Below are 21,249 nucleotides of genomic sequence, written 5' to 3'. Positions count from 1 at the left end.
GTCCGGGCCCGAGCCGCCGGCCTAGGCGTACCCGGGGCGCCCCAGCGTCCCGGCGAGCTGCCGCAGCAACGCGGTCCGGAATCCGTCCGACGACCAGTCGGGAAAGCGCAGCACCCGAGGAATCATGGCGCCGACCAAGGTGGCGAACAGCAGATCGACGACCTCCTCGGCAGCGACCACCGGCTTGAAGACGCCGGAGTCGCGACCCGCGATCACGGTACGCAGAAACGGCGCGCGGTAGCGCGACCAGCCCTCCTCGCCGTAGTCACGCAACTCCCCGTCGCGGGCGCCCGAGCGCCAGAACTCGATCAGCAGTTGGTGATTGCGGATCGGCGTGTTCAGGTTGCGGTCGATCATCGTGACCAGGCAATTCCACGGGTCGCGTTCGGCGTCGGCGACGGCCTCGAGGGCGGCCACTTCGGCCTCGGTCGTGTGCCGCATCGCCTCAATCAGCATGTCTTCGCGCGAGCCGAAGTAGTTCTGCAGCGTGCTGATGGCCGTGCCGCTTGCCTGCGCGACATCGGCAAAGCGGGCGTTTTCGTACCCCCGCTCGGCCAGCACGCCGGCGGCAGCTTCGACCGCGGCGGCCCGGCGCGCACCCCCGGCCCGCCGCGTTCGACGTTCAACAGCCACAGGAATATGGTACGGAAATACCGCTCCCACACAAGCCGGGCGCGCCGCCGCGCGTCATGCGGCGAACCGCGGCGGGATGTTGTGGTTGAGCCGGAATCTGTTGTGCGGGTCGTAGTGCTCCTTGACCGTCTGCAATTTGTCGTAGACCTCGGGGTGATAGACCCGCCTGATGCGATCGTCGAGCGTGTCGGCGGGACCCACGAAGCTTGGGTTGGTCATGTCGTGCAGCCACGGACGCAGTGCCCCAAGGAGTTCCCGGCCGGAGTCGCGGTAGTCGGCCACCTCTTGGCCGGGCGGCACGACCGTCAGACCGAACATGGCATACGCCGCGTCGCGCGCGCCGACCGCGTTAGGGAAGGGCGGCGGCTTGCTGAAAGCTCCTTGCAGATGCCGGATGTCGACGATGTTGATCGCGCTACCGGAATCGGGCCCGACCACGTCGACGATTGTGTCAATGGTGTCATCGGTCAGTTCGCGAAGCAGCCCGAAATGCTCGACGGCGGGCGCGGGATCGGTCGGATCGTTGCTGATGGAGGCGAACTGGGTGTACGGGATGCTGGCCACGCTGTCGGCCAGCACGGGGGCCGCTTGGCGCAGCGGATCGATCAGACCGGAGCCGACCTGCGCGTCACCGACATACGAGACCCGGACCGATACAGTCAACTGCCCCTTCATGAATGGCGGAAGCCCGGGCAGCGGTGGCAGATTCAGCAGCGCGAATCCGGTCGTCAACTCGTCGGGCGCGGACGCGGTGAGGTCTCGGTAGGCCTCCAGCACTTGCCGGGTGTGCCGACCGGAGTAAAAGAGCGCACCGGCATACAACGACGTCACCGGGAAGAGTGTGAACTCCATCGCAACGACGACACCGAAGTTGCTCTTCCCGCCCAGCAAGGCGCTGAACAAATCCGATTCTGATTCGGCTGACACACAACGTAATTCACCATCCGCGGTCACCACGTCGATGGCGGTGACATGATCGGCGGCCCAGCCGTACTTACGCCCCATCGTCGAACTTGCCCCGCCGGCCAGCGTATAGCCGACGACGCCAACCCCGGGTGAGGAACCGGGCAGCGGAGCCAGCCCGTACGGCGCGGCGGCGTCGACCAGCTGACCGAAACGAACTCCGGCATCGATTCGTGCCCAATGCTTTTCAGCGTCAATGGTGATTCCTGACATCCGTCCCATCGTGATCATCAACGTGTCCGCCTCGGCCGACGCGGTCGGCCCGTGACCGGTATTCAGAACGGCGATGTTCAGGCCGTTGCGTGCGGCGAACCTCACCGCCTCGGATACGTCCGCGGCGCCGGCAGCGCCGACCACAAGCGCGGGCCGGTGCCGCACCGCCATATTGAACACCGCCACCTCGCCGTCGTAACCCGGGTCGTCAGCCGTGAGGACGGGGCCGTGCACAACGCTCCGAAGCTCCGATAGATTGTCACGCCACGATTCCATCGCCAGTCCCTCCCACTCTCAGTACCGGTATGTATATACGGTATTACTATACCGATTTGTGATCGCCGCGCTCGCACCGACTCTGCCGAAATGCAGCGAGCGCGGAGAACAGAGCTTAAGGTCGCGTTATCCCTGATCGTCGATGACGTCGGAAGGGGAGCAGTGGACGGAACGCCGTTCGGCCGCTACAGGCTGACCGAGTTACTGGGCCGCGGCGGCATGGGCGAGGTGTGGCGCGCCTACGACCCGGAGATGAACCGCGTTGTGGCACTGAAAGTGTTGGTGCCGAGCTTTGCCAACGATCAGGCGTTCCAAGAGCGGTTCCGCCGCGAAGCGCGGTCAGCCGCCCGGCTCGATGAACCCCATGTGGTCCCGATATACGACTTTGGTGAGGTCGACGGCCGCCTCTATGTGACCATGCGGCTGATCCGTGGCCGCGACCTACGCGACCTCCTTAACGACGGTCCGTTACCGCCAGCCCGCGCAGTCGGGATCATCGAACAGATCGCCTCAGCGCTGCACGCCGCGCACGAAATTGGGCTTGTGCACCGCGACGTCAAACCGTCCAACATCTTGGTTGCCGAAGACGACTTCGCCTATCTGATCGACTTCGGAATTGCCCGAGCCGCTGGGGAATCCAGCATGACCGTCACCGGCGCGACGATGGGTACGGCGGCTTACATGTCCCCTGAGCGGCTCAACGCAGGGCATGCCGACGCCCGCGCTGATATCTACGCCCTGGCCTGCGTACTGCATGAAGCGCTGACCGGCCAACGCCCCTACCCGGGTGAAAGCCTCGAACAACAGCTCGTCGGGCACCTGACCTCACCTCCGCCTCGGCCATCCGCGCTGCAACCGGGAGTGCCGGAAGCGATGGACGCCGTCGTCGCCACCGGCATGGCCAAAGATCCCGACCAGCGGTATGCGACAGCCAAAGACCTCGCCCACGCCGCGCGCGCCGCGCTGACCACCTCGGGTCCACGCGAGGCTGCCTCGCCGCAGACTTCCGCAGACGCCGGATCCAAGCTCGTCCTCACAGCGGTCGGCCTGCTCGCCGTCGCGGCCGTCGTCGTGGTCATCGTCATCGGAACGACGTCATCGTCGGGCGGTGGAGTCGCGTCGTCATCGCGAGTTTCGCCGGCCCGCGGTACGGGGACAGCGCCCGCCGGCAACCCCGTATCGCGATTGCTGGCTATGGTGCCCAACAGCGAAGGTTGCGTACCCGTTGCGCCGGCCCACCCCGGGTCGCTGGCGGCTGTACATTGCCCGACGGCGATAAGTGGCAACGGCTATCTGGAGTTGGTGTATCACCTATTTCCGGACCAAGCCACGCAGAACAGCGCCTTCAATAACCTCAACTTTGTGCCGTGCCCGGGAGCGGCCTCGTCGCCCCAACCCTGGCAACGTCCTTCGGCCCAGCACACAGAGGGTCAGGTGGGGTGCCTCGTCAGTGACGGGTTCGAAGTGATCTGGACGATTCAATCCCAACTGGTCACCGGTGACGCACGAGGGCAGCCACCAAATGCCAGCCTCGACAACGTATACCAATGGTGGGCTGCCCAATATCAATGATCCACTGACTTTCACCAACAACACCGAATTCAGTCGTATCTTGAGGAAACCGCAATGACTTTGTTCATGAGCTACTCGAGCCAGGATCGGTCACCAGTCGACGAACTGGCGGCAACTCTTCGGCGGGCCCATCAACAGGTTTGGTTAGACCAAGAGCTCGGCGGCGGCGATTCCTGGTGGGCCCAGATCCTGGAACAGATCCGCGCCTGCGAGGTGTTCGTTGTGGCACTGTCCAGTAACTGGTTACAGTCCAAGCCCAGCCAGTCCGAGCTGCGTTACGCGCAGGCCTTGAACCGGCCGATCCTTCCCGTTCGGATTGGTGACATCGGCAGCATGCGTGTCAATCCCCTTGCCGCGCTGCAGATCATCGACTACCGGGACCCGACGGTCGACGCCAGCATTCAATTGGTCACCGCCGTCCACTCGCTCGTCAATAAACCCCAACCGCTGCCCGACCCGCTGCCCGACGAGCCGCCGGTGCCGTTCGGCTACATCACGCGGTTGGGCAACCAGCTCACCGAAAAGGAGCTGAGCCCGCAGCAGCAGCTGCAACTCTTGGTCGAACTGAGATCCGGACTCGACGAGGACGGCGACGACCCCAGCGCCCGCAGCGATATCGCCCAACTGCTGCGCATGATGCGTATGCGGCACGACGTTACTTACCGTACGCGTAACGACATCGACAACGTGCTGGCTTCGATCGAGCCTTCCGACTCCCCGGCGGATGCATCGGCGACCGTCGAAGCGTCGATGATCGCTACCCAACCCAATACGACCGGCCCACGCGACAGCAGTCCGAATGGGGCTACTTTGCCTGCAGCACAGGGAGTTTCATCGACACCGCCCCGCAGCGCAAGCGCCACCCAGGATTCCCGCAAGCGACTGGTCATCATCGGCGGGGCCGCAGCCGCGGTCGTCGTCGCGATCGTCGTGGCAATTGTGCTCGTTACCCAGGGCTCTGGAAGGAAGCCGTCGGCGACGCCGAGAGCCGCGCAACCGGCACCGACACAGCCCGGCTCCGCCGTGCCGGGCGGCGTGGTCCCCGCGCCGACACAGCCCAACCCCCTGGACTCTGTCCTCCTCGGCGCGCCGGAAGTCGCCACGATCGTGGGGGTACCAAGTCTGGACATCGACAATCAGACGCAGCAAATGGCCCCGGAATGGCAACTGTCAAACCCGAACTGCCTCAACGCGTTTTATCCCACCCAGGATCCGGCCTACGCGGGCAGCGGCTTCACCGGGGTGCGCGGCCAGTTGTTGCATGCCGGCAGCGATTATCGAGTCTACGAGGCCGCGGTGAGTTTCCCGACCGCTGACGCGGCCAACGCCTTTGTGGCGGCATCGGCGGACAATTGGAAGGCGTGCGCCGGCTCAGCCGTGACGGTGACCGCCTCCGCCGGCACGGCTCACTGGAATTTCGGGAACCCTGCCGGGGCCGCCCCCAAGATTACGCTGGAGCGCACCCGTAAAGATGGCACCAGTCGATGCCAGCGCGTGCTCAGCGCGGTGTCCAGTGTTGTCCTCGACGTGGTGGCCTGCGCCCCCGCCGTCCAGAACCGAGGCGTCCAGATCGCCGATCAGATGGCCAACAACGTCAAGCAATGATACGGGCTTTGACACTGGCTGTCCCAGAAGGAGTATCGAGCCCCGCGTGCATACACGTCAACGCTCAGAATCCGGAGTCTCCTCCGCCGCCAGAGTCGAATCCGCCACCACCCGAATCGAATCCGCCGCCGAAGTCAAAGCTGCCACCGGAGTCGTAACCCCCGCTGTCACTACCACCGGCGAAACTGACGTCGCCGCCGGAGTAGGAATCGCCCGAGCCTTGGTAGCTTCCGTCGAACCCGACGTTTCCCTGCTGGCTGTCGTAGTCAACGTTCTGGCCGCCGCCGTAGCCGGTATCGGTCCATGCCGAGTCGCGACCCGCCTCGAAGCCTCGCTCGTAGCTGCCGCCCCAATGGTCGTCCAGCAGCGCATCCATCAGGAGCACATCGGTGAGCCCCCAACCCCAGCCCGGCCCCCAGAACGCGTAAGGATAAAAGCCCGGATAGAAGAACATCCCGTTGTAGTAGCCGCCGCCGTAGTAGTGCTGGTATCCCGGCTGCGGCGAGGTGCTGTAGTTGTTGTTGTTGATCGTCACGCTCTGACCGGTTTCCGGGTCGGTCGTCTGCACGCTCGCCTGCTTGCGGTCCGCCACGGGGACCGAATTCACGGCATTCACATCGGGTTTGGCATCCGGGTACAGCTTCTGGTAGGCCCTGGCCACCGTCGCCTGCACGACCCGCAGGTGCGCCCGCGCCGCGGAGTAGTCACCGGACTGGTAAGCGTTACGCGCCTCGTAGAGGCTGGAATTCGCCTTCGTCGCCTCGGCACTGACGTCGACATCGCTGCCGGTGACCACCGCATTGTTGATATCGGTGACGCCGGATTCAGCGTTGATCAACTCCTGCTTTATTTGGTCTTTAGCCTCGGCGTCCCTGCGGCGCTTACTATTTCGGCTCACGGCGAACACGATCAGACCCACCAACGCCAGCACAACGCCGATGACGATCAGCATCGTCCACAGCCACGCCCAGCTGGTGTGCTTTTGGCTCGAAACGGGAGAAGTGGTGACGCTTGAACCGGATGCCGCATTGAGGTTGGCAAGCTTCCCGACGAACTCTCTGGTCGCAGCGAAGGGATCATTGCGGTGATCTCTGGCCGACTGACTCAGCAGGGGGTCGACGTTGTCGGCAACGGGCTTCGGCACGTTATAGGCGCGCACGTGGTAGCCCTTGGCGTCGATCACCAAGATGACGCCACTGAACTCGGGATTGCGACCCAGGATGACGTCGTGGATGGCGTCCGGTGTGGTCACACCGGTCTGGTCGGGCGCAACCGCCGCCACCCAAAGCGGTGGTGCACTGCTCCACGCCCAACGGGTGGTCAGGATCTGCTGGTTGACCTGGCCGGCATTCTGCAGCGGCGGCCTGCCCGCCGAGTCCGCCACCACATGCGTCTGGGCGTCGAAGCGCGCCACCACCTGATCCGTGTAGGTGTCGGCCACGGCGGACGGCGCGAACAGCAAAGCCAGCGCCAAGCTGATCGGGATCAGAGCAAAGCCCCGGCCTCGTTGTGTCACGATTCTCCTGCACTTAGTTCGTTATTGGTGGTGACCGCAGTCCGGGTTGGCCGGCTTAGCCGGCCACGCGCACGCGTCGACGTCGGTCGTGGCGCCGTAGCCTCCGCCGGAGAACACACCGTAGGTGCTGCCGTTGGTTCCGGTAAAGGTCGAGCCGCCGCCTCCGCGACCGCCGCCCGAGCTCTCGACGGTCACTACCCAGCTCGCGCCTTCCAGCGCGGTCTTGTAGCCGGACATCACATCGCCCGGCGATCCGTTGACAAGGAAGTGCAAGTGGATGCCGTTGTCCGCGATGGAATCGGGACCGTCGGTCCGCTGCGTGCCGGACGGCGTGGGAATCAGCGAGCGCAGGTCCGTACTAGCGCTCGACGTCGTCGTGGCCTGCGACACTGTGGTCGTCACCGCCTTGGCACTCGTCGTACCGGTGCCCGACGCGCTGCTCGGATTCGGCGAACTGCTGCAGGCCGCGGCGACCACACCGATGGTCATCGCGACGGCCGCCGCGACATACGTGTGATGTCTCATGTTCCCTCCCTGGGCACGACCTGCGAGGCCGCTTAGCGTGTCGGTCTGACGCCCAGGATCCCGCGCGAGGCGCCGGCGGGCTGCGCGTCGGCCATATCGACAACCTCCAGCCAACTCCCTGGAGCGATGTAGTGCCGGTTGACGTCCTCGCGATGCATGTCGATGATCAACACGCCCGCATCCGTGACTTCGTACTTGTCGAATGCGCCATAGTCGCGCGGTTCGCCACTGCTGAACACAACCGTGAAGGGCATGCGTTCGAGTATGGCCGCGACCCGTCTAGCCGTCTAGCGCGAGATCCTTGCGGAAGCGCTGCATGCCGTCGATCTTGTCGTCGAGCGTGGCGTCGGGCCCGGAGTAGAACATCCACGGCATCGTGATGATGCCGGTGATGCCGGCATCGGCGACGCGTTGGTAGTCGGCGGTGGTGAAGGCATCGGTCAGCGGTGTCAGGATGGTGAAATCGTCCATGGTCAAACCCTTTTGAGCGCGGAGTTCACGCAGCTTGCCCACCGCCTCGATGGCGTGTTCGGACTTGATCAGGTCGCCGATCCAGCCGTCGTTACGCGCAGCGCGGCGCAACGCAGCGTCACTGAGCCCGCCGGCGTAGACGGGTATCGGCGGCGGCGTCGGTTGCATCTCCAGCCGCGGCGTCGTGTAGAAGTCGCCGTCGAACTCCGTCCAGCCGGGCGCCCACAGCGCCCGCATCAACTCGATCATCTCGTCGGTGCGCTTGCCGCGGGCGTCGAACTGTTCGGTCATCAGCGCGAATTCCTCGCGGCACCAGCCGACGCCGATACCGAGCTCGATGCGTCCGGACGCCAAAACCGCCGCAGTGCCAATGGCTTTGGCCGCCGAGTAGGGATTGCGCATCGCGGGAATGTAGACCGTGGTGACGAAGCGCAGCCGGGTGGTGACCTGGGCCAGGGCGCCGGCCAGCACCCAGGGGTCGGGCCAGTCGGTGAATGGCTGCCAGCGTCGTTCCCCGTCTTTGGTGTACGGGTACGGCGTATCGAGAGTCTCCAAGTTCACCACATGATCGGGGATGCCGATGCCGTCGTAGCCGAGTTCGTCGGCGGCCTTGGCGATCTCGATGATCTCCCTGGTGTTCAGGAACGCGCTGCTGATGTAGAACTTCATTGGCCGTCCCGCGCCCATGCCGGTTCGATGAAGATGCCTTCTGCCTCCACCGTCACCCCTTCCGCATCCGAAATAGTGCCCCGCGCAAAGACTTTGACGCCCTCCGAGCGGTCGATCCAGGCATCGCAACGTAGCGGGCCCAACGGTGTGCCGCGCAGGTACTTCACGCTGATGGTTCCGGTGAAACGCGCCTTGGACAATCCGTCGCTGGCCGCCTCGCCGAGCATATGGTCGAGCACCAGTGCGCTGACGCCACCGTGCACCAGCCCGGGCGGGCCCTCGTAGGCGCATCCCAGGACAAAATCGCTGTGGCAGCGCCCGTCGCCATCGTGCTGGACAACGAGCGGTGGGGCGATCGGATTGCTCACCCCGACGACGGCATTACCCAACGGCAATGGACGGCCATCGACGCGAAAGCTCACGCCGACCGGCCGGGTCCGTTGGCGCAGCAGCTGGGTGGCTGCCTCGATCTCGGCGCGCGCGTGAGCGACGACGTCGTCGTCGACCTCGGTCCGGATGGTGGCATCGATGAGTCCGCGCACCGCGTCGGCCAACGGAGCGTAGAGACCCGTCACCCGATCGGCCTCTGCGGTGCTGAGCACCTCGAACATCGCATCGAACGCGCCGGCTCCCTGACTCAACTCCCGAACACCTTGCGCACCACTGCTTTTGCACGCCGCGTTACCCGCAGATAGTTGTCCAAGAACTCACTTCCATCGTCGTTGTGCCAGCCCGCGGCAACCGCGACCGCATTGAGCTGACGTCCAGGACCCGGTAGCTGGTCGGTCGGCTTGCCGCGGACCAGCACTAGCGCGTTGCGTGCCCGCGTAGCGGTCAGCCAGGCCAGGCGCAGCAAGTCCACCTCGTCCGCGGGGACCAGCCCCGTATCGGCGATCACGTCGAGCGATTCCAGCGTCGAGGTGTTGTGCAACGCGGGGATCTCGTGCGCATGCTGCAGTTGCAACAGCTGCACCGTCCATTCGATGTCGGCCAGTCCCCCGCGCCCCAGCTTGGTATGGGTGTTGGGGTCGGCGCCGCGTGGCAACCGTTCGGACTCGACCCGGGCCTTCATCCGGCGGATCTCGTGCACCGCCTCGGCGGACACACCGTCGGCCGGGTAGCGCGTCTTGTCGGCCATCAGCAAGAACCGCTGACCCAATTCCGCGTCACCGGCGACCGCGTGCGCACGCAGCAGTGCCTGGATCTCCCAGGGCTGTGCCCACTGCTCGTAGTAGGCGGTATAGGAGCCCAAGGTGCGGACCAGCGCGCCGCTGCGGCCCTCGGGTCGCAGGTTCGCGTCGACTTCCAGTGGCGGGTCGACACTGGGCGTTCCCAACAGGGTGCGAACCTGCTCCGCGATCGTCGTCGCCCATTTGACCGCGGCCGAATCTTCAACACCAACGGCCGGTTCGCAGACGAACATCACGTCGGCGTCGGACCCGTAGCCCAGTTCGGCGCCGCCCAACCTGCCCATGCCGATTACCGCGATGACCGCGGGCGCTTTTCCGTCTTCGGGGAGGTTGGCCCGGGTCAGCGCGTCCAGCGCCGACTGCAGCACGGCCACCCACACCGACGTGAGCGCCTTGCACACGTCGCGCACCTCGAGCATGCCGAGCAGATCGGCGGAACCGATCCGGGCCAGCTCGCGGCGGCGCAGCGTCCGGGCACCGGCGATGGCCCGCACCGGGTCGGCATGCCGGGCCGCCGACGCGACCAGCGCGCGAGCCACCACGGCGGGCTCGGTCTCGAGCAGTTTCGGGCCCGCCGGGCCGTCGCCGTAGTCCTGAATCACCCTGGGTGCGCGCATCAACAGGTCCGGCACGTACGCGGAGGTACCCAGCACGTTCATCAGCCGCCTGGCCACCGCGGGCTTGTCGCGCAGCGTGGACAGGTACCAGGTTTCCGAGGCCAGCGCCTCGGACAGGCGGCGGTAGTACAGCAACCCGGCGTCCGGATCCGGCGTGTACGACATCCAGTTCAGCAGCCGGGGCAGCAGCACGGACTGCACCCGGCCGCGGCGGCCGCTCTGGTTGACCAACGCCGACATGTGATTCAGCGCGGTCTGCGGCCCTTCGTAGCCCAGCGCGGCCAACTGCCGCTCCGCGGCTTCCGACGTCATGCCGTGCGAGATCTCCAGGCCCGACGGCCCGATCGACTCCAGCAGCGGCTGGTAGAAGAGCTTGGCGTGCAGCTGAGACACCCGCACGTTCTGGTGCTTGAGCTCCTCGCGCAGCACCCCGGCCGCATCGTGGCGGCCGTCCGGACGGATGTGGGCCGCGCGCGCCAGCCAGCGCACCGCCTCCTCGTCGTCGACCTCCGGCAACAGATGGGTGCGCTTGAGCCGCTGCAGCTGCAGCCGGTGCTCGAGCAATCGCAGAAACTCATACGAGGCGGTCAGGTTCGCGGCGTCCTCGCGGCCGACGTAGCCGCCCTCGCCCAGGGCGGCCAGCGCATCGACCGTGGAGGCCACGTGCAGGGATTCGTCGCCGCGGCCGTGCACCAACTGCAGCAGCTGCACGGCGAACTCAACATCACGCAAACCGCCGCTGCCGAGCTTGAGCTCGCGCGCGCGAACCTCGGAAGGCACCAGCTGCTCCACGCGGCGCCGCATGGCCTGCACTTCGCCCACGAAGTCCTCACGCTCGCAGGCGATCCAGACCATGGGCATCAACTCGTCGAGATAGCGCTTGCCGAGTTCCGCATCGCCGACCGCGGCGCGGGCTTTCAGCAACGCCTGGAACTCCCACGTTTTCGCCCAGCGCTTGTAGTAGGCGACGTGCGATTCGACCGTGCGGACCAACTCGCCGCTGCGTCCCTCCGGCCGCAGCCCGGCATCCACTTGGAAGCACGCCGTCGAAGCCACCCGCATCATCTCGGTGGCCACCCGGGTGGACAGCGAGTCGGCCTGCTCGGCGACGAAGATGATGTCGACGTCGCTGACGTAGTTCAATTCGCGGGCACCGCATTTGCCCATCGCGATGACCGCCAGCCGCGGCGGCGTCCGGTCGCCACACACGGTTGCCTCGGCCGCCCGCAGCGAGGCCGCCAGCACGGCGTCGGCGGTATCGGACAGCTGGGCGCCGACCACGGTGAAAGGCACCACCGGCTCGTCCTCGACCGTCGCGGCCAGGTCGAGCGCGGCCAGCACCAGCAGGTGGTCGCGATACAGGGTGCACAGTCGGGGCACCACCGAATTCGGCTCGGCCAGCGCGTCGTTGACGCACTCGGTGAATGCTTCGTGCAGCTCGTCGCGCGTCGGCAGTTTGACCTTGCCCCGCAGCAGCTTCCACGACCGCGGGTTGGCCACCAGATGGTCGCCGAGGGTCAGCGACGAACCCAGCACCGAGAACAGTCGCCCGCGCAAGGCATGTTCGTTGAGCAGCGCGGCGTTGAGCTCGTCCCACCCGGTGTCCGGGTTCTCGGCGAGCCGGACCAGGGCCCGCAGCGCGGCGTCCGGATCAGGTGCACGCGACAACGCCCACAACAGGTCGACGTGCGCCTTGTCGTCGTGGGCTGTCCAGCCCAGTTGCGCCAGACGCTGACTCGCGGGCGGGTCGATCAATCCGAGCCGGCCGACGCTGGGCAGCTTGGGGCGCTCAGTCGTGGGTCGGGTCACGACCAAAACGGTAGCGCAACCCGCCGATCTAGCAGACCAACCGGCGGCCCATGTGAGTCAGAGCGACAGGTAGGTGCTCAGCTCGAAGGGGGTGACATGGCTGCGGTAGTTCGCCCACTCCGTGCGCTTGTTGCGCAGGAAGAAGTCAAAGACGTGCTCCCCCAACGTTTCCGCGACGAGCTCGGAGGCTTCCATCGCGTGCAGCGCACTGTCGAGGCTGGTGGGCAGCTCGCGGTAGCCCATCGTGCGGCGCTCTTCGGGAGTGAGGTCCCATACGTTGTCCTCGGCCTGCGGCCCCAGCACGTAGCCTTTTTCCACCCCGCGCAGGCCGGCGGCCAGCAGCACGGCAAACGCCAGATAGGGGTTGCACGCCGAGTCGGGACTGCGGACCTCGATGCGCCGCGACGACGTCTTGTGCGGGGTGTACATCGGCACCCGCACCAGGGCGGACCGGTTGGCCGCACCCCACGACGCCGCGGTGGGCGCCTCGCCACCGTGCACCAGGCGCTTGTAGGAGTTGACCCATTGGTTGGTGACCGCGCTGATCTCGGACGCATGCTCGAGGATCCCGGCGATGAACGACTTGCCCACATCGGAGAGCTGCAGCGGGTCGTCGGGGCTGTGGAAGGCATTGACGTCGCCCTCGAACAGGCTCATGTGGGTGTGCATAGCCGAGCCCGGGTGTTCGCCGAATGGCTTGGGCATGAACGACGCCCGCGCACCATTTTCAATCGCGACTTCTTTAATGACGTAGCGGAACGTCATCACGTTGTCGGCCATCGACAGCGCGTCGGCGAAACGCAGGTCGATCTCTTGCTGGCCGGGCGCGCCCTCGTGGTGGCTGAACTCCACCGAGATGCCCATGAATTCGAGCGCCTCGATGGCGTGCCGGCGGAAGTTGGACGCGGAGTCGTGGATCGCCTGGTCGAAATAGCCGGCGTTGTCGACGGGTATCGGCGGCGTTCCGTCGTTGGGGCCGGGCTTGAGCAGGAAGAATTCGATTTCGGGGTGCACGTAGCAGGAGAAACCGAGGTCGTTGGCCTTCTGCAGCTGACGGCGCAGCACGTGCCGCGGATCGGCCCAGGACGGCGAGCCGTCGGGCATGGTGATGTCGCAGAACATTCGCGCCGAATGGTGGTGGCCGCTGGGCGTGGCCCAGGGCAGCACTTGGAAGGTCGACGGGTCGGGGTTGGCCACGGTGTCGGATTCCGAGACCCGGGAGAAGCCCTCGATCGAGGATCCGTCGAAGCCGATGCCCTCCTCGAAAGCGCCCTCGAGTTCGGCCGGGGCGATGGCGACCGACTTGAGGTAACCGAGCACGTCCGTGAACCAGAGCCGGACGAAGCGAATGTCCCGTTCCTCCAGGGTGCGGAGGACGAATTCCTTCTGTCGATCCATAGGACGAACAGTAGGCAATTGCTGTTAATTCGGTGTTACACGGGTGCTTAGTGCTCGGCACTCCTGTTACAGCCACCAGCGCAAACAGCCCCGTTCGCCGCCCTGCCGGTGCGCGCCGTTCTGGGACGCCTCGGTGTGTCGGTGCATCCGCCCGGCAATCGTTCGTGCCGGGATCGGGCGAGCGGGGCCAGGAACGTTGCCGACCCCGCGCAGCAAATGCCGTCAACAGCCCCAGAACTAGTGGTGAGGATCGATGCGGTACGCACAAAGGCTGCTACAGGCCGAATTCCGATGTTTTCTCAGCGCTGGTTCAGCGACCGATCCGTACCGTCGTGCGCAGTGAGCAACAACGGGCTACCCGTCCTCGCCGCGTAGCCGCACCAAACCCCGTAACCGACTCGTACGGTTACCGTTCTCGGTCTGCAATAAGTAACCTGTTAAAGTGGTTACACAGGTAAGACGCATTACCAGGAGGTACTGAAAGTGATCGCCAAACTTCTCGCCGTCGGAGCTATCGGCCTCGGTGTCGCCATGGGGCAAACCGCAAGCCAAGCCGCACCCGTCATGGCCGACCCCGCGTTCAACGTCCTCAGCTGCAGCTGCCAGACCCCGCCCCCGGCCCCCGGTCAGACGACCGACGACCGGATCAACCAGGGTCTGCACGACGCTTTCACCCGGTGAAACTCCGGGGCCGGGTATCTGTCAGCGCGGGCCGATTCGTATGAATCCGGCCTGCGCCGGGAAGTCGCGCTTGTCCGCCGCGCCAGCAGCTGTCAACTTGGCTAACCAGGGCAGGTACGCCCGGAATCAGAGAGGCTAGGAATGATCAGCAAAGTCTTGGCGGGTGGCGCCATCATGATCGGCGTCGCTATGGGGCTGGCCGCGCCGGCCGGCGCCGACCCGGCGTTCAGTCAGCTCACCTGCAGCTGCCAGGTGCTCGGCCCGGAGCACGGCCTCACTCTCGAAGATCGCATCAATCGGGGCATTCAAGACGCTCACGTCCGCTGAGCCGTAGGTCGGCTCAGGGCTGGCAGTGCAACGCCGGCGGCGGGGTGCCCGTCACGAAATAGCGCATGACGGCGCCATCCACGCACTGGTTCCCACCGAACACCGCGGTGTGCTGGGTCCCGTCGAAGGTGATCAACGGGGCGCCTAGCTGGCGAGCCAAGCTCACTCCCGCCTGATACGGGGTTGCCGGGTCGTGCGTCGTGGAGACCACTACGACCTTGCCGGGGGCCATCGCCGGAGCGGTGTGCGGCGCGGACGTCGCCGGCACCGGCCACAGCGCGCACAGATCGCGGGGCGCGTTCCCGGTGAACTGCCCGTAGCTCAGGAACGGCGCGGCCTGGCGAATCTGCTGATCGGCGGATATCCAGGTCGTCGGGTCCGTCGGGGCCGGCGCATCGACACACCGGACGCCGTTGAACGCATCCTGGTCGTTGTCGTAGTGCCCCTGCTTGTCGCGGCCCTGGTAGTCGTCGGCGAGCAGCAGCAGGTCGCCCGCGTCGGAGCCGCGCTGCAACCCGAGCAGACCGCTGGTCAGGTACTTCCAATGCTGCGGGGTGTAGAGCGCATTGATCGTGCCGGTGGTCGCGTCGGCGTAACTCAGGCCGCGCGGGTCCGAGGTACGGCCCGGCTTGGCGACGAGCGGGTCGATCAGTGCGTGGTAGCGGTTGACGAACTGGGTCGGGTCGGTGCCCAGCGGACACGCCGGCGAGCGCGCGCAGTCCGCGGCGTAGTCGTTGAAAGCGGTTTGGAATCCCGCGGTCTGGCTGATGTTTTCCTGAATCGGGTCGACGGTCGGGTCGATGGCGCCGTCGAGCACCATCGCCCGCACGTGGTCGGCGAAGTGTTCCAGGTACGCGGTGCCCAGCTCGGTGCCATAGCTATAGCCGAGGTAATTGATCTGCTCCTCGCCCAGCGCCTGCCGCACCGTGTCCATATCGCGCGCGACGGACGCGGTACCGGCGTTGGCCAAGAAATCTTTGCCCATCCGGCTCACGCATTCCTGCGCCAATTGCCGATAGATCTGCTCGATGTGCGCCACACCCGCCGGGCTGTAGTCGACCATCGGTTCGGTGCGGTACGCGTCGAACTCGGCATCGGTGCGGCAGCGCAGCGACGGGGTGGAGTGGCCCACACCGCGCGGGTCGAACCCGACCAGGTCGAAATGGCGGGTGATGTCGGTGTTCTGCAGATCGGGCGCCATCCCGGCCACCATGTCGACGGCCGACCCTCCGGGACCGCCCGGATTGATCAACAGCGACCCGATCCGCTGGCCGGTGGCCGGCACCCGAATCACCGCCAACTTCGCTTGTGCCCCAGTGGGATTGTTGTAATCAATCGGGACCGACACGGTGGTGCACTGTGCGGTGGGAACATCGCTGCTGTCGGTGAGAACTTGGCTGCAACTACCCCAGGTCGGCGTCGACACCGCGGCCGGCGCGGCCGGGTTCGGGGTCTGTCCGGCACCGGGTTCCGGCGTTGCGCCGGCCATGGGCAGTGCCGGTTGTACGGCAACCAGCAGGCCTAACGACAGCAGCGCCGAGCTCAGCGATCTCAGGCGCGACATGGCTGTCAATCGTCGCAGCCTCCGGTACCCGTGACAGCGCGATTCGGTCACGCCTTGGTCTCGGGCCCGGTGCGTCGCCGCGGCGAATCGGCGTTCGGCTGGACTAGCACTTCGCGCCGCTCGGCGGCGTGGTGCCGCCGATCAGATACGCCGTCACATAGTCGTCGATGCAGCTGTCGCCCTGGAAGACGACCGTGTGCTGGGTGCCGTCGAAGGTGAGCAGCGAGCCGTGCAGCTGGCCCGCCAGATCGACGCCGGCCTTGTACGGCGTCGCCGGATCGTGGGTGGTCGACACCACGACCGTCGGGGCCAGGCCGGGCGCCGAGACGGCGTGCGGCTTGCTGGTGGGCGGCACCGGCCAGAACGCGCAGGTGCCCAGCGGCGCGTCACCGGTGAACTTGCCGTAGCTCATGAACGGGGCGATCTCGCGGGAGCGGCGATCTTCGTCAATTACCTTGGCGCGGTCGGTAACTGGCGGCTGGTCGACGCAGTTGATCGCAACCCGTGCGTCAGTGGCGTTGGTGTAGTGGCCGTGCGGGTCGCGGCGCATGTACATGTCGGCCAGGGCAAGCAGGGTGTCGCCGTGGTTGTCGGTCAGTTCCTTCAGCCCGTCGGTGAGGTGATGCCACAGCGTCGGCGAATACAGCGCCATGATCGTGCCCACGACGGCATCGCTATAGCTCAACCCGCGCGGGTCCTTGGTCGGTATCGGCCTGCCGATCATTTGGTTGTTCGGGTCGACCATCGGGTCGATCAGGCTGTGATAGACGTCGACGGCCTTGGACGGATCGGTGCCCAGCGGGCAGCTCGACTGCTTGGCGCAATCGGTGGCGTAGCCGTTGAACGCGTCTTGGAATCCCTTGGCCTGACGCAGGTCTGCTTCGATCGGATCGGCGTTCGGGTCGACGGCGCCGTCGAGGATCATCGCCCGCACGTTGTGCGGGAAGGCCTCGGCGTAGGCCGCCCCGATCCGGGTGCCATACGAGTAGCCCAGGTAGGTCAGCTTGTCGTCACCGAGGGCCGCACGGATGGCGTCCAAATCCCTGGCAACGTTGACCGTTCCGACATTGGCCAGAAAATCCTTGCCCATCTTGTCAACGCAGCGACCGATGAACTGCTTGGTCTCGTCCTCCATGTGCGCGACGCCGGCCGGGCTGTAGTCGACGTTCGGCTCGGTGCGCAGCCGGTCGTTGTCTGCATCGGAGTTACACCAGATAGCCGGGCGCGACGACCCCACACCGCGCGGGTCGAACCCGACCAGGTCGAACCGCTCCCGGACCCGCTTGGGCAGCGTCTGAACGACGCCGAGCGCGGCCTCGATACCGGATTCGCCGGGCCCGCCGGGGTTGATCAGCAGCGAGCCGAGCTTGTCCCCCGTCGCCGGGAAACGAATCATCCCCAGCGTCGCGACGTCACCGCCGGGGTGGTCGTAGTCGACGGGCACGGCGAGCTTGCCGCACATGGCGCCGCCGGGCAGCTTCACCGATCCACTGGCGACCCGACACGGCGTCCACTCCACCGGCTGCCCCAATTTGGGCCCCGCCATCAGCGGGTGTCCGGCGACAACGCGCACGCAGCCCCCCAGTACCAGCGCCACGGCAGCAATCGCTGTCGAGACCAGAAGCGTGCGCGCGAACGTGTCGCGGCGAGTCAGACCCATGCCAACACATGCTGCCAGAGACAACCTGAGACTTTCGTGAGCGGCCACCGCCGGTCGGCTACCAGTGGTTATTCCGGGTAGACCGATTCGCACAATGGCACGTCTCACACTCGTGCGACGTTCCAACTGCGCGGCAGAGATGGCAGAATGGCAAAAGTCAGACGAACCCGGGGACCCTATGCGGCCACGAGGATCGACCCGACCACCCTTTAGGGACAATGATGTCTGAGCAGAACATTTACGGTGCAAACGCGGCGTCTGGCGCGCCCCGGACCAAAATCCGCACGCATCATCTCCAGAAAATGAAGGCCGAAGGCCACAAGTGGGCCATGCTCACGGCCTACGACTATTCGACCGCCCGCGTGTTCGACGAGGCCGGTATCCCGGTGCTGCTGGTCGGTGATTCGGCGGCCAACGTCGTGTACGGCTACGACACCACGGTGCCGATCTCGATCGACGAGCTGATCCCCTTGGTTCGTGGCGTCGTGCGGGGTGCGCCACATGCCCTGGTCGTCGCCGACCTGCCGTTCGGCAGCTACGAGGCCGGCCCCACCGCCGCGCTGGCCACCGCCACCCGGTTCATGAAGGAAGGCGGCGCCCACGCGGTCAAGCTCGAGGGCGGTGAGCGGGTGGCCGAGCAGATCGCCTGCCTGAGCGCGGCGGGCATCCCGGTGATGGCCCACATCGGCTTCACACCGCAAAGCGTCAACAGCCTGGGCGGTTTCAAGGTGCAAGGCCGCGGCGACGCGGCGGAGCAAACGGTGCACGACGCGATCGCCGTGGCCGAAGCCGGCGCGTTCTCCGTCGTGATGGAGATGGTGCCCGCCGAACTGGCCACCCAGATCACCGGCAAGCTGACCATCCCGACCGTCGGGATCGGCGCCGGCCCGAACTGCGACGCACAGGTGTTGGTCTGGCAGGACATGGCCGGGATGAGCAGCGGCAAGTCGGCGCGGTTCGTCAAGCGATTCGCGAACGTCGGCGATGAATTGCGCCGGGCCGCTACCCAATACGCGGAAGAAGTGGCCGGCGGAGTTTTCCCCGCCGACGAACACTGCTTCTGAGCTACTGCATTTGGCATCGATTCTTGAAATCGGTGAGCGGCTGCCGAATTGCTTCGAGGTCGGCGTGCGCCTGCGGGTTGGCGTCCATGTACTGCTTGATCTGATCACCAATCTCGTTGCGCGGCTGGCCTTTTAAGCTAGTGAAGTAAGCATTGACGTCCGGATGGCTGAACAGGTACACCGACGTCGCCGCCGCGACACCCGACGAAACCTGGGCAAGATCGGCTGCCGTGCAGTTCGGCGCCGGCTCGGGGTCGGCCTGAGCCGAGCCGACGGCGGCGAAAAGCATTGCGCCGCTGACGGCGCCGGCAGCAATTCCGCCGACGACCGCGCGAGAAGTGGCGAGTGCGAAAAACACCATCGGTAGCTCCTCCATCAGGTTTCCGAAACGTACCGGCACGCAAACCATAAGCGGTTTCGGCGATCCCATGGACCAAATTGATTTATGTGGCAAAGAAGCTAAACCCCGCCGCGTTGGCCACCGGGGTCGATATGCTTGCGAAATGAATCGGCGCCGCTGGATCGGGGCACTGCTGGCAGTGTTGGCGATGAGCCCAATTCCCGGAATCGTTGTCGCGACGGGATCGGCCGGGCAGGCCGAGGCCACCGTCTGTGTCAATGCCGGCCGGCGCGTGTCGGTCAGCGGTTGCGCCAACGTCGCCGACGCCATCCAGCGCTACGTGCCGCCGCCGGCGGAATACGCGCCGATGCCCGAAGACCCTCCGCCGCCGCCTCCCCCGCCCCCGTAGTCGATCGCGGGCCAAATCGGTTCTCCAAGGCCAGCGGTGGCGGACACGCCGCAGCAACGATCACTGCCGGCCGGGCAACCGAGGTGTGGCACCCTATGGGTAACCATTTACGAGCGTCGATGACCGTGTAATGCCGCGTCGGCGCGCCCCTTACGGAGCCGAAAAGAAATGCCAGAACCCTCGCGCCATCTGGAGGTGGAGCGCAAGTTCGACGTCCCCGACTCGACGGTCACACCGTCGTTCGAAGGCATCGCGACGGTGGCCCGGGTGGAGAAGTTGCCGACGCAATCGCTGGACGCGATGTACTTCGACACGCAGACGCAGGACCTTGCCCGCAACAAGATCACGCTGCGTCGCCGCACCGGTGGCCACGACGCCGGCTGGCACCTCAAGTTGCCGGCCGGGCCCGACGCCCGCACCGAGATCCGCACGCCCCTGGGCTCCGCGGACGACGACACCGTGCCCAGCCAATTGCTGGACGTGGTGCTGGCGATTGTTCGCGACCGGCCCATCAAACCCGTCGCCCGGATCACGACACAACGCGAAAGCCAGGTGCTGTACGGCATCGAGGGCGCTCCTTTCGCGGAGTTCAGCAACGACCACGTCCGCGCGTGGTCGGCGAATGCGACCGATAACCCGGACGCGGAGCCCGTCGTCCAAGAGTGGCGCGAGTGGGAACTCGAGCTCGACGAATCACGCGGAGCCTCCGATACCGAGCTGCTGAGCCGGTTGAGCAACCGGCTGCTGGACGCCGGCGGCGAACCCGCAGGTCACGCGTCCAAGCTTGCCCGGGTGCTCGGGACGACGGTGCCGTCCAACGGGACCAAGCCACCCGAGGATCCGGTACAGCGGGCGGTCGCCGAGCAGGTCGGCGAGCTGGTGGAGTGGGATCGCGCGGTGCGCGCCGACGTCTTCGACTCGGTGCACCAGATGCGGGTCACCACCCGCAAGATCCGCAGCCTGCTGAAGGACTCCCAGGCGGGATTGTCCGACGACACCCACGCCTGGGTCCTCGACGAACTGCGCGAGCTGGCCGCCGTCTTGGGTGTGGCACGCGACGCCGAGGTGCTCGCGCAGCGCTACGAACAAGAGCTGGACCGGCTGTCACCGGAGCTGGTGCGTGGACCGGTGCGCGAACGCCTGGTCGAGGGCGCCAAACGCCGCTACCAGTCGGGTCTGCGGCGGTCGTTGATCGCGATGCGGTCGCAGCGCTACTTCCGGCTGCTCGACGCGCTCGATTCGATCGTGGCCGAAAGCCCGGTCACCGCGACCGGCGAGCAACCGCCACCGGTCACCATCGACGCCGCCTACAAGAAGGTGCGCAAGGCCGCCAAGGCCGCCGCCGAAGCAGACGAGGCCGCCCAGGCCGCCCACGAGGGGCACGTCGAGTCCGCCGCCGACGAGGACCAGCATGACGACGAGGAAGAGCACGATCGCGATGAGGCGCTTCACGTAATTCGTAAGCGCGCCAAGCGACTTCGCTACACCGCGGCGGCGACCGGCGCCGACGACGTCTCCAAGCAGGCCAAGGTCATCCAGACGTTGCTCGGCGATCATCAAGACAGCGTGGTCAGCCGGGACCACTTGGTTGCGCAGGCCGACGCCGCGCACGTCGCGGGCGAAGACACCTTCACCTACGGTCTGCTCTACCAACAGGAGTCCGACCTGGCCGAGAGCTGCCGTCAGCAGCTCGACGAAGCGCTGCGCAAGCTCGACAAGTCGGTCAAAAAAACTCGCTGACGTAGGG

At 66.1% G+C, this 21,249-nt stretch carries 19 protein-coding genes; 7 read left to right on the top strand and 12 right to left on the bottom strand.

Going from position 1 to position 21,249, the window contains the following annotated elements; translation table 11 throughout:
- Positions 1–21: 21 nt before the first annotated feature.
- Both LMQ14_RS10755 and LMQ14_RS10750 read right to left on the bottom strand, forming a co-directional pair.
- Positions 22–633 carry a TetR/AcrR family transcriptional regulator gene (locus LMQ14_RS10755; RefSeq protein WP_267734722.1) on the bottom strand — a complete coding sequence of 204 codons (612 nt, stop codon included), beginning with the start codon at positions 631–633 and terminating at the stop codon, positions 22–24.
- 54 nt (positions 634–687) lie between these two features.
- Positions 688–2,085, bottom strand: a complete 1,398-nt coding sequence (locus tag LMQ14_RS10750; protein WP_267734721.1) for an FAD-binding oxidoreductase — start codon at positions 2,083–2,085, stop codon at positions 688–690.
- Positions 2,086–2,247: 162 nt separating this feature from the next.
- Here LMQ14_RS10750 and LMQ14_RS10745 point away from each other — a divergent pair, with 162 nt between their 5' ends.
- Both LMQ14_RS10745 and LMQ14_RS10740 read left to right on the top strand, forming a co-directional pair.
- Positions 2,248–3,657, top strand: coding sequence for a serine/threonine-protein kinase (locus LMQ14_RS10745; protein ID WP_267734720.1), 1,410 nt, complete (start codon positions 2,248–2,250; stop codon positions 3,655–3,657).
- Between the two features lie 54 nt (positions 3,658–3,711).
- Complete coding sequence (locus LMQ14_RS10740) at positions 3,712–5,262, top strand: sensor domain-containing protein (protein ID WP_267734719.1); 1,551 nt, start codon at positions 3,712–3,714, stop codon at positions 5,260–5,262.
- Positions 5,263–5,326: 64 nt separating this feature from the next.
- On the opposite strand, the gene LMQ14_RS10735 is transcribed toward LMQ14_RS10740, so the two are convergent.
- Genes LMQ14_RS10735 through glnA form a run of 7 tightly spaced genes read right to left on the bottom strand, consistent with a single transcriptional unit; the run spans position 5,327 to position 13,457 of the window.
- Positions 5,327–6,778, bottom strand: coding sequence for a hypothetical protein (locus LMQ14_RS10735; RefSeq protein ID WP_267734718.1), 1,452 nt, complete (start codon positions 6,776–6,778; stop codon positions 5,327–5,329).
- A gap of 21 nt (positions 6,779–6,799) precedes the next feature.
- Positions 6,800–7,303, bottom strand: coding sequence for a hypothetical protein (locus LMQ14_RS10730; protein WP_267734717.1), 504 nt, complete (start codon positions 7,301–7,303; stop codon positions 6,800–6,802).
- A gap of 32 nt (positions 7,304–7,335) precedes the next feature.
- On the bottom strand, positions 7,336–7,557 hold the full coding sequence (locus LMQ14_RS10725; protein WP_267734716.1) for a hypothetical protein: 222 nt from the start codon (positions 7,555–7,557) through the stop codon (positions 7,336–7,338).
- 25 nt (positions 7,558–7,582) lie between these two features.
- Positions 7,583–8,443 (bottom strand): TIGR03619 family F420-dependent LLM class oxidoreductase, encoded by an 861-nt coding sequence (locus LMQ14_RS10720; RefSeq protein ID WP_267734715.1) that lies wholly within the window; start codon positions 8,441–8,443, stop codon positions 7,583–7,585.
- Complete coding sequence (locus LMQ14_RS10715; RefSeq protein ID WP_267734714.1) at positions 8,440–9,084, bottom strand: PaaI family thioesterase; 645 nt, start codon at positions 9,082–9,084, stop codon at positions 8,440–8,442. Before LMQ14_RS10715 ends, LMQ14_RS10720 begins: the two co-directional genes overlap by 4 nt.
- Complete coding sequence (locus LMQ14_RS10710; RefSeq protein ID WP_267734713.1) at positions 9,081–12,065, bottom strand: bifunctional [glutamine synthetase] adenylyltransferase/[glutamine synthetase]-adenylyl-L-tyrosine phosphorylase; 2,985 nt, start codon at positions 12,063–12,065, stop codon at positions 9,081–9,083. The genes LMQ14_RS10715 and LMQ14_RS10710 overlap by 4 nt, the downstream gene beginning before the upstream one ends.
- 51 nt (positions 12,066–12,116) lie before the next feature.
- Positions 12,117–13,457 (bottom strand): type I glutamate--ammonia ligase, encoded by a 1,341-nt coding sequence (gene glnA / locus LMQ14_RS10705; RefSeq protein ID WP_267734712.1) that lies wholly within the window; start codon positions 13,455–13,457, stop codon positions 12,117–12,119.
- 483 nt (positions 13,458–13,940) lie between these two features.
- On the opposite strand from glnA, the gene LMQ14_RS10700 reads away from it, so the two are divergent.
- Positions 13,941–14,138 carry a hypothetical protein gene (locus tag LMQ14_RS10700; RefSeq protein ID WP_267734711.1) on the top strand — a complete coding sequence of 66 codons (198 nt, stop codon included), beginning with the start codon at positions 13,941–13,943 and terminating at the stop codon, positions 14,136–14,138.
- Between the two features lie 141 nt (positions 14,139–14,279).
- Positions 14,280–14,465: a hypothetical protein gene (locus LMQ14_RS10695; RefSeq protein WP_267734710.1), complete on the top strand. Its 186-nt coding sequence runs from the start codon at positions 14,280–14,282 to the stop codon at positions 14,463–14,465.
- Between the two features lie 13 nt (positions 14,466–14,478).
- Here the strand turns inward: LMQ14_RS10695 and LMQ14_RS10690 are convergent, their stop codons facing one another.
- Positions 14,479–16,038 carry an alpha/beta hydrolase gene (locus LMQ14_RS10690; protein WP_267734709.1) on the bottom strand — a complete coding sequence of 520 codons (1,560 nt, stop codon included), beginning with the start codon at positions 16,036–16,038 and terminating at the stop codon, positions 14,479–14,481.
- Positions 16,039–16,132: 94 nt separating this feature from the next.
- Positions 16,133–17,689 (bottom strand): alpha/beta hydrolase, encoded by a 1,557-nt coding sequence (locus LMQ14_RS10685; RefSeq protein ID WP_267734708.1) that lies wholly within the window; start codon positions 17,687–17,689, stop codon positions 16,133–16,135.
- A 221-nt stretch (positions 17,690–17,910) separates the two neighbouring features.
- On the opposite strand from LMQ14_RS10685, the gene panB reads away from it, so the two are divergent.
- Complete coding sequence (gene panB, locus LMQ14_RS10680; protein WP_267734707.1) at positions 17,911–18,753, top strand: 3-methyl-2-oxobutanoate hydroxymethyltransferase; 843 nt, start codon at positions 17,911–17,913, stop codon at positions 18,751–18,753.
- Position 18,754: 1 nt separating this feature from the next.
- Here the strand turns inward: panB and LMQ14_RS10675 are convergent, their stop codons facing one another.
- Positions 18,755–19,114 carry a heme-binding protein gene (locus LMQ14_RS10675; protein ID WP_267734706.1) on the bottom strand — a complete coding sequence of 120 codons (360 nt, stop codon included), beginning with the start codon at positions 19,112–19,114 and terminating at the stop codon, positions 18,755–18,757.
- 142 nt (positions 19,115–19,256) lie between these two features.
- Between LMQ14_RS10675 and LMQ14_RS10670 the strand changes: the two genes are divergently transcribed.
- Positions 19,257–19,502: a hypothetical protein gene (locus LMQ14_RS10670; protein WP_267734705.1), complete on the top strand. Its 246-nt coding sequence runs from the start codon at positions 19,257–19,259 to the stop codon at positions 19,500–19,502.
- Between the two features lie 168 nt (positions 19,503–19,670).
- Positions 19,671–21,242 carry a CYTH and CHAD domain-containing protein gene (locus tag LMQ14_RS10665; RefSeq protein WP_267734704.1) on the top strand — a complete coding sequence of 524 codons (1,572 nt, stop codon included), beginning with the start codon at positions 19,671–19,673 and terminating at the stop codon, positions 21,240–21,242.
- The last annotated feature ends 7 nt before the right edge of the window (positions 21,243–21,249 follow it).

Origin of the sequence: Mycobacterium sp. Aquia_213 (assembly GCF_026625985.1) — a bacterium.
Classification (GTDB): Bacteria; Actinomycetota; Actinomycetes; order Mycobacteriales; family Mycobacteriaceae; genus Mycobacterium.
The sequence above is the reverse complement of the archived record's forward strand: the minus strand, read 5'-3'. Positions and strand labels throughout refer to the sequence as shown.

Bases quoted from the DNA above. Each gene is read 5' to 3' on its own strand.
- LMQ14_RS10750 (WP_267734721.1), bottom strand. From the start codon at position 2,085: ATGGAATCGTGGCGTGACAATCTATCGGAGCTTCGGAGCGTTGTGCAC.
- LMQ14_RS10740 (WP_267734719.1), top strand. From the start codon at position 3,712: ATGACTTTGTTCATGAGCTACTCGAGCCAGGATCGGTCACCAGTCGAC.
- LMQ14_RS10730 (WP_267734717.1), bottom strand. From the start codon at position 7,303: ATGAGACATCACACGTATGTCGCGGCGGCCGTCGCGATGACCATCGGT.
- LMQ14_RS10725 (WP_267734716.1), bottom strand. From the start codon at position 7,557: ATGCCCTTCACGGTTGTGTTCAGCAGTGGCGAACCGCGCGACTATGGC.
- LMQ14_RS10720 (WP_267734715.1), bottom strand. From the start codon at position 8,443: ATGAAGTTCTACATCAGCAGCGCGTTCCTGAACACCAGGGAGATCATC.
- glnA (WP_267734712.1), bottom strand. From the start codon at position 13,457: ATGGATCGACAGAAGGAATTCGTCCTCCGCACCCTGGAGGAACGGGAC.
- LMQ14_RS10695 (WP_267734710.1), top strand. From the start codon at position 14,280: ATGATCAGCAAAGTCTTGGCGGGTGGCGCCATCATGATCGGCGTCGCT.
- LMQ14_RS10685 (WP_267734708.1), bottom strand. From the start codon at position 17,689: ATGGGTCTGACTCGCCGCGACACGTTCGCGCGCACGCTTCTGGTCTCG.
- panB (WP_267734707.1), top strand. From the start codon at position 17,911: ATGTCTGAGCAGAACATTTACGGTGCAAACGCGGCGTCTGGCGCGCCC.
- LMQ14_RS10675 (WP_267734706.1), bottom strand. From the start codon at position 19,114: ATGGTGTTTTTCGCACTCGCCACTTCTCGCGCGGTCGTCGGCGGAATT.
- LMQ14_RS10670 (WP_267734705.1), top strand. From the start codon at position 19,257: ATGAATCGGCGCCGCTGGATCGGGGCACTGCTGGCAGTGTTGGCGATG.
- LMQ14_RS10665 (WP_267734704.1), top strand. From the start codon at position 19,671: ATGCCAGAACCCTCGCGCCATCTGGAGGTGGAGCGCAAGTTCGACGTC.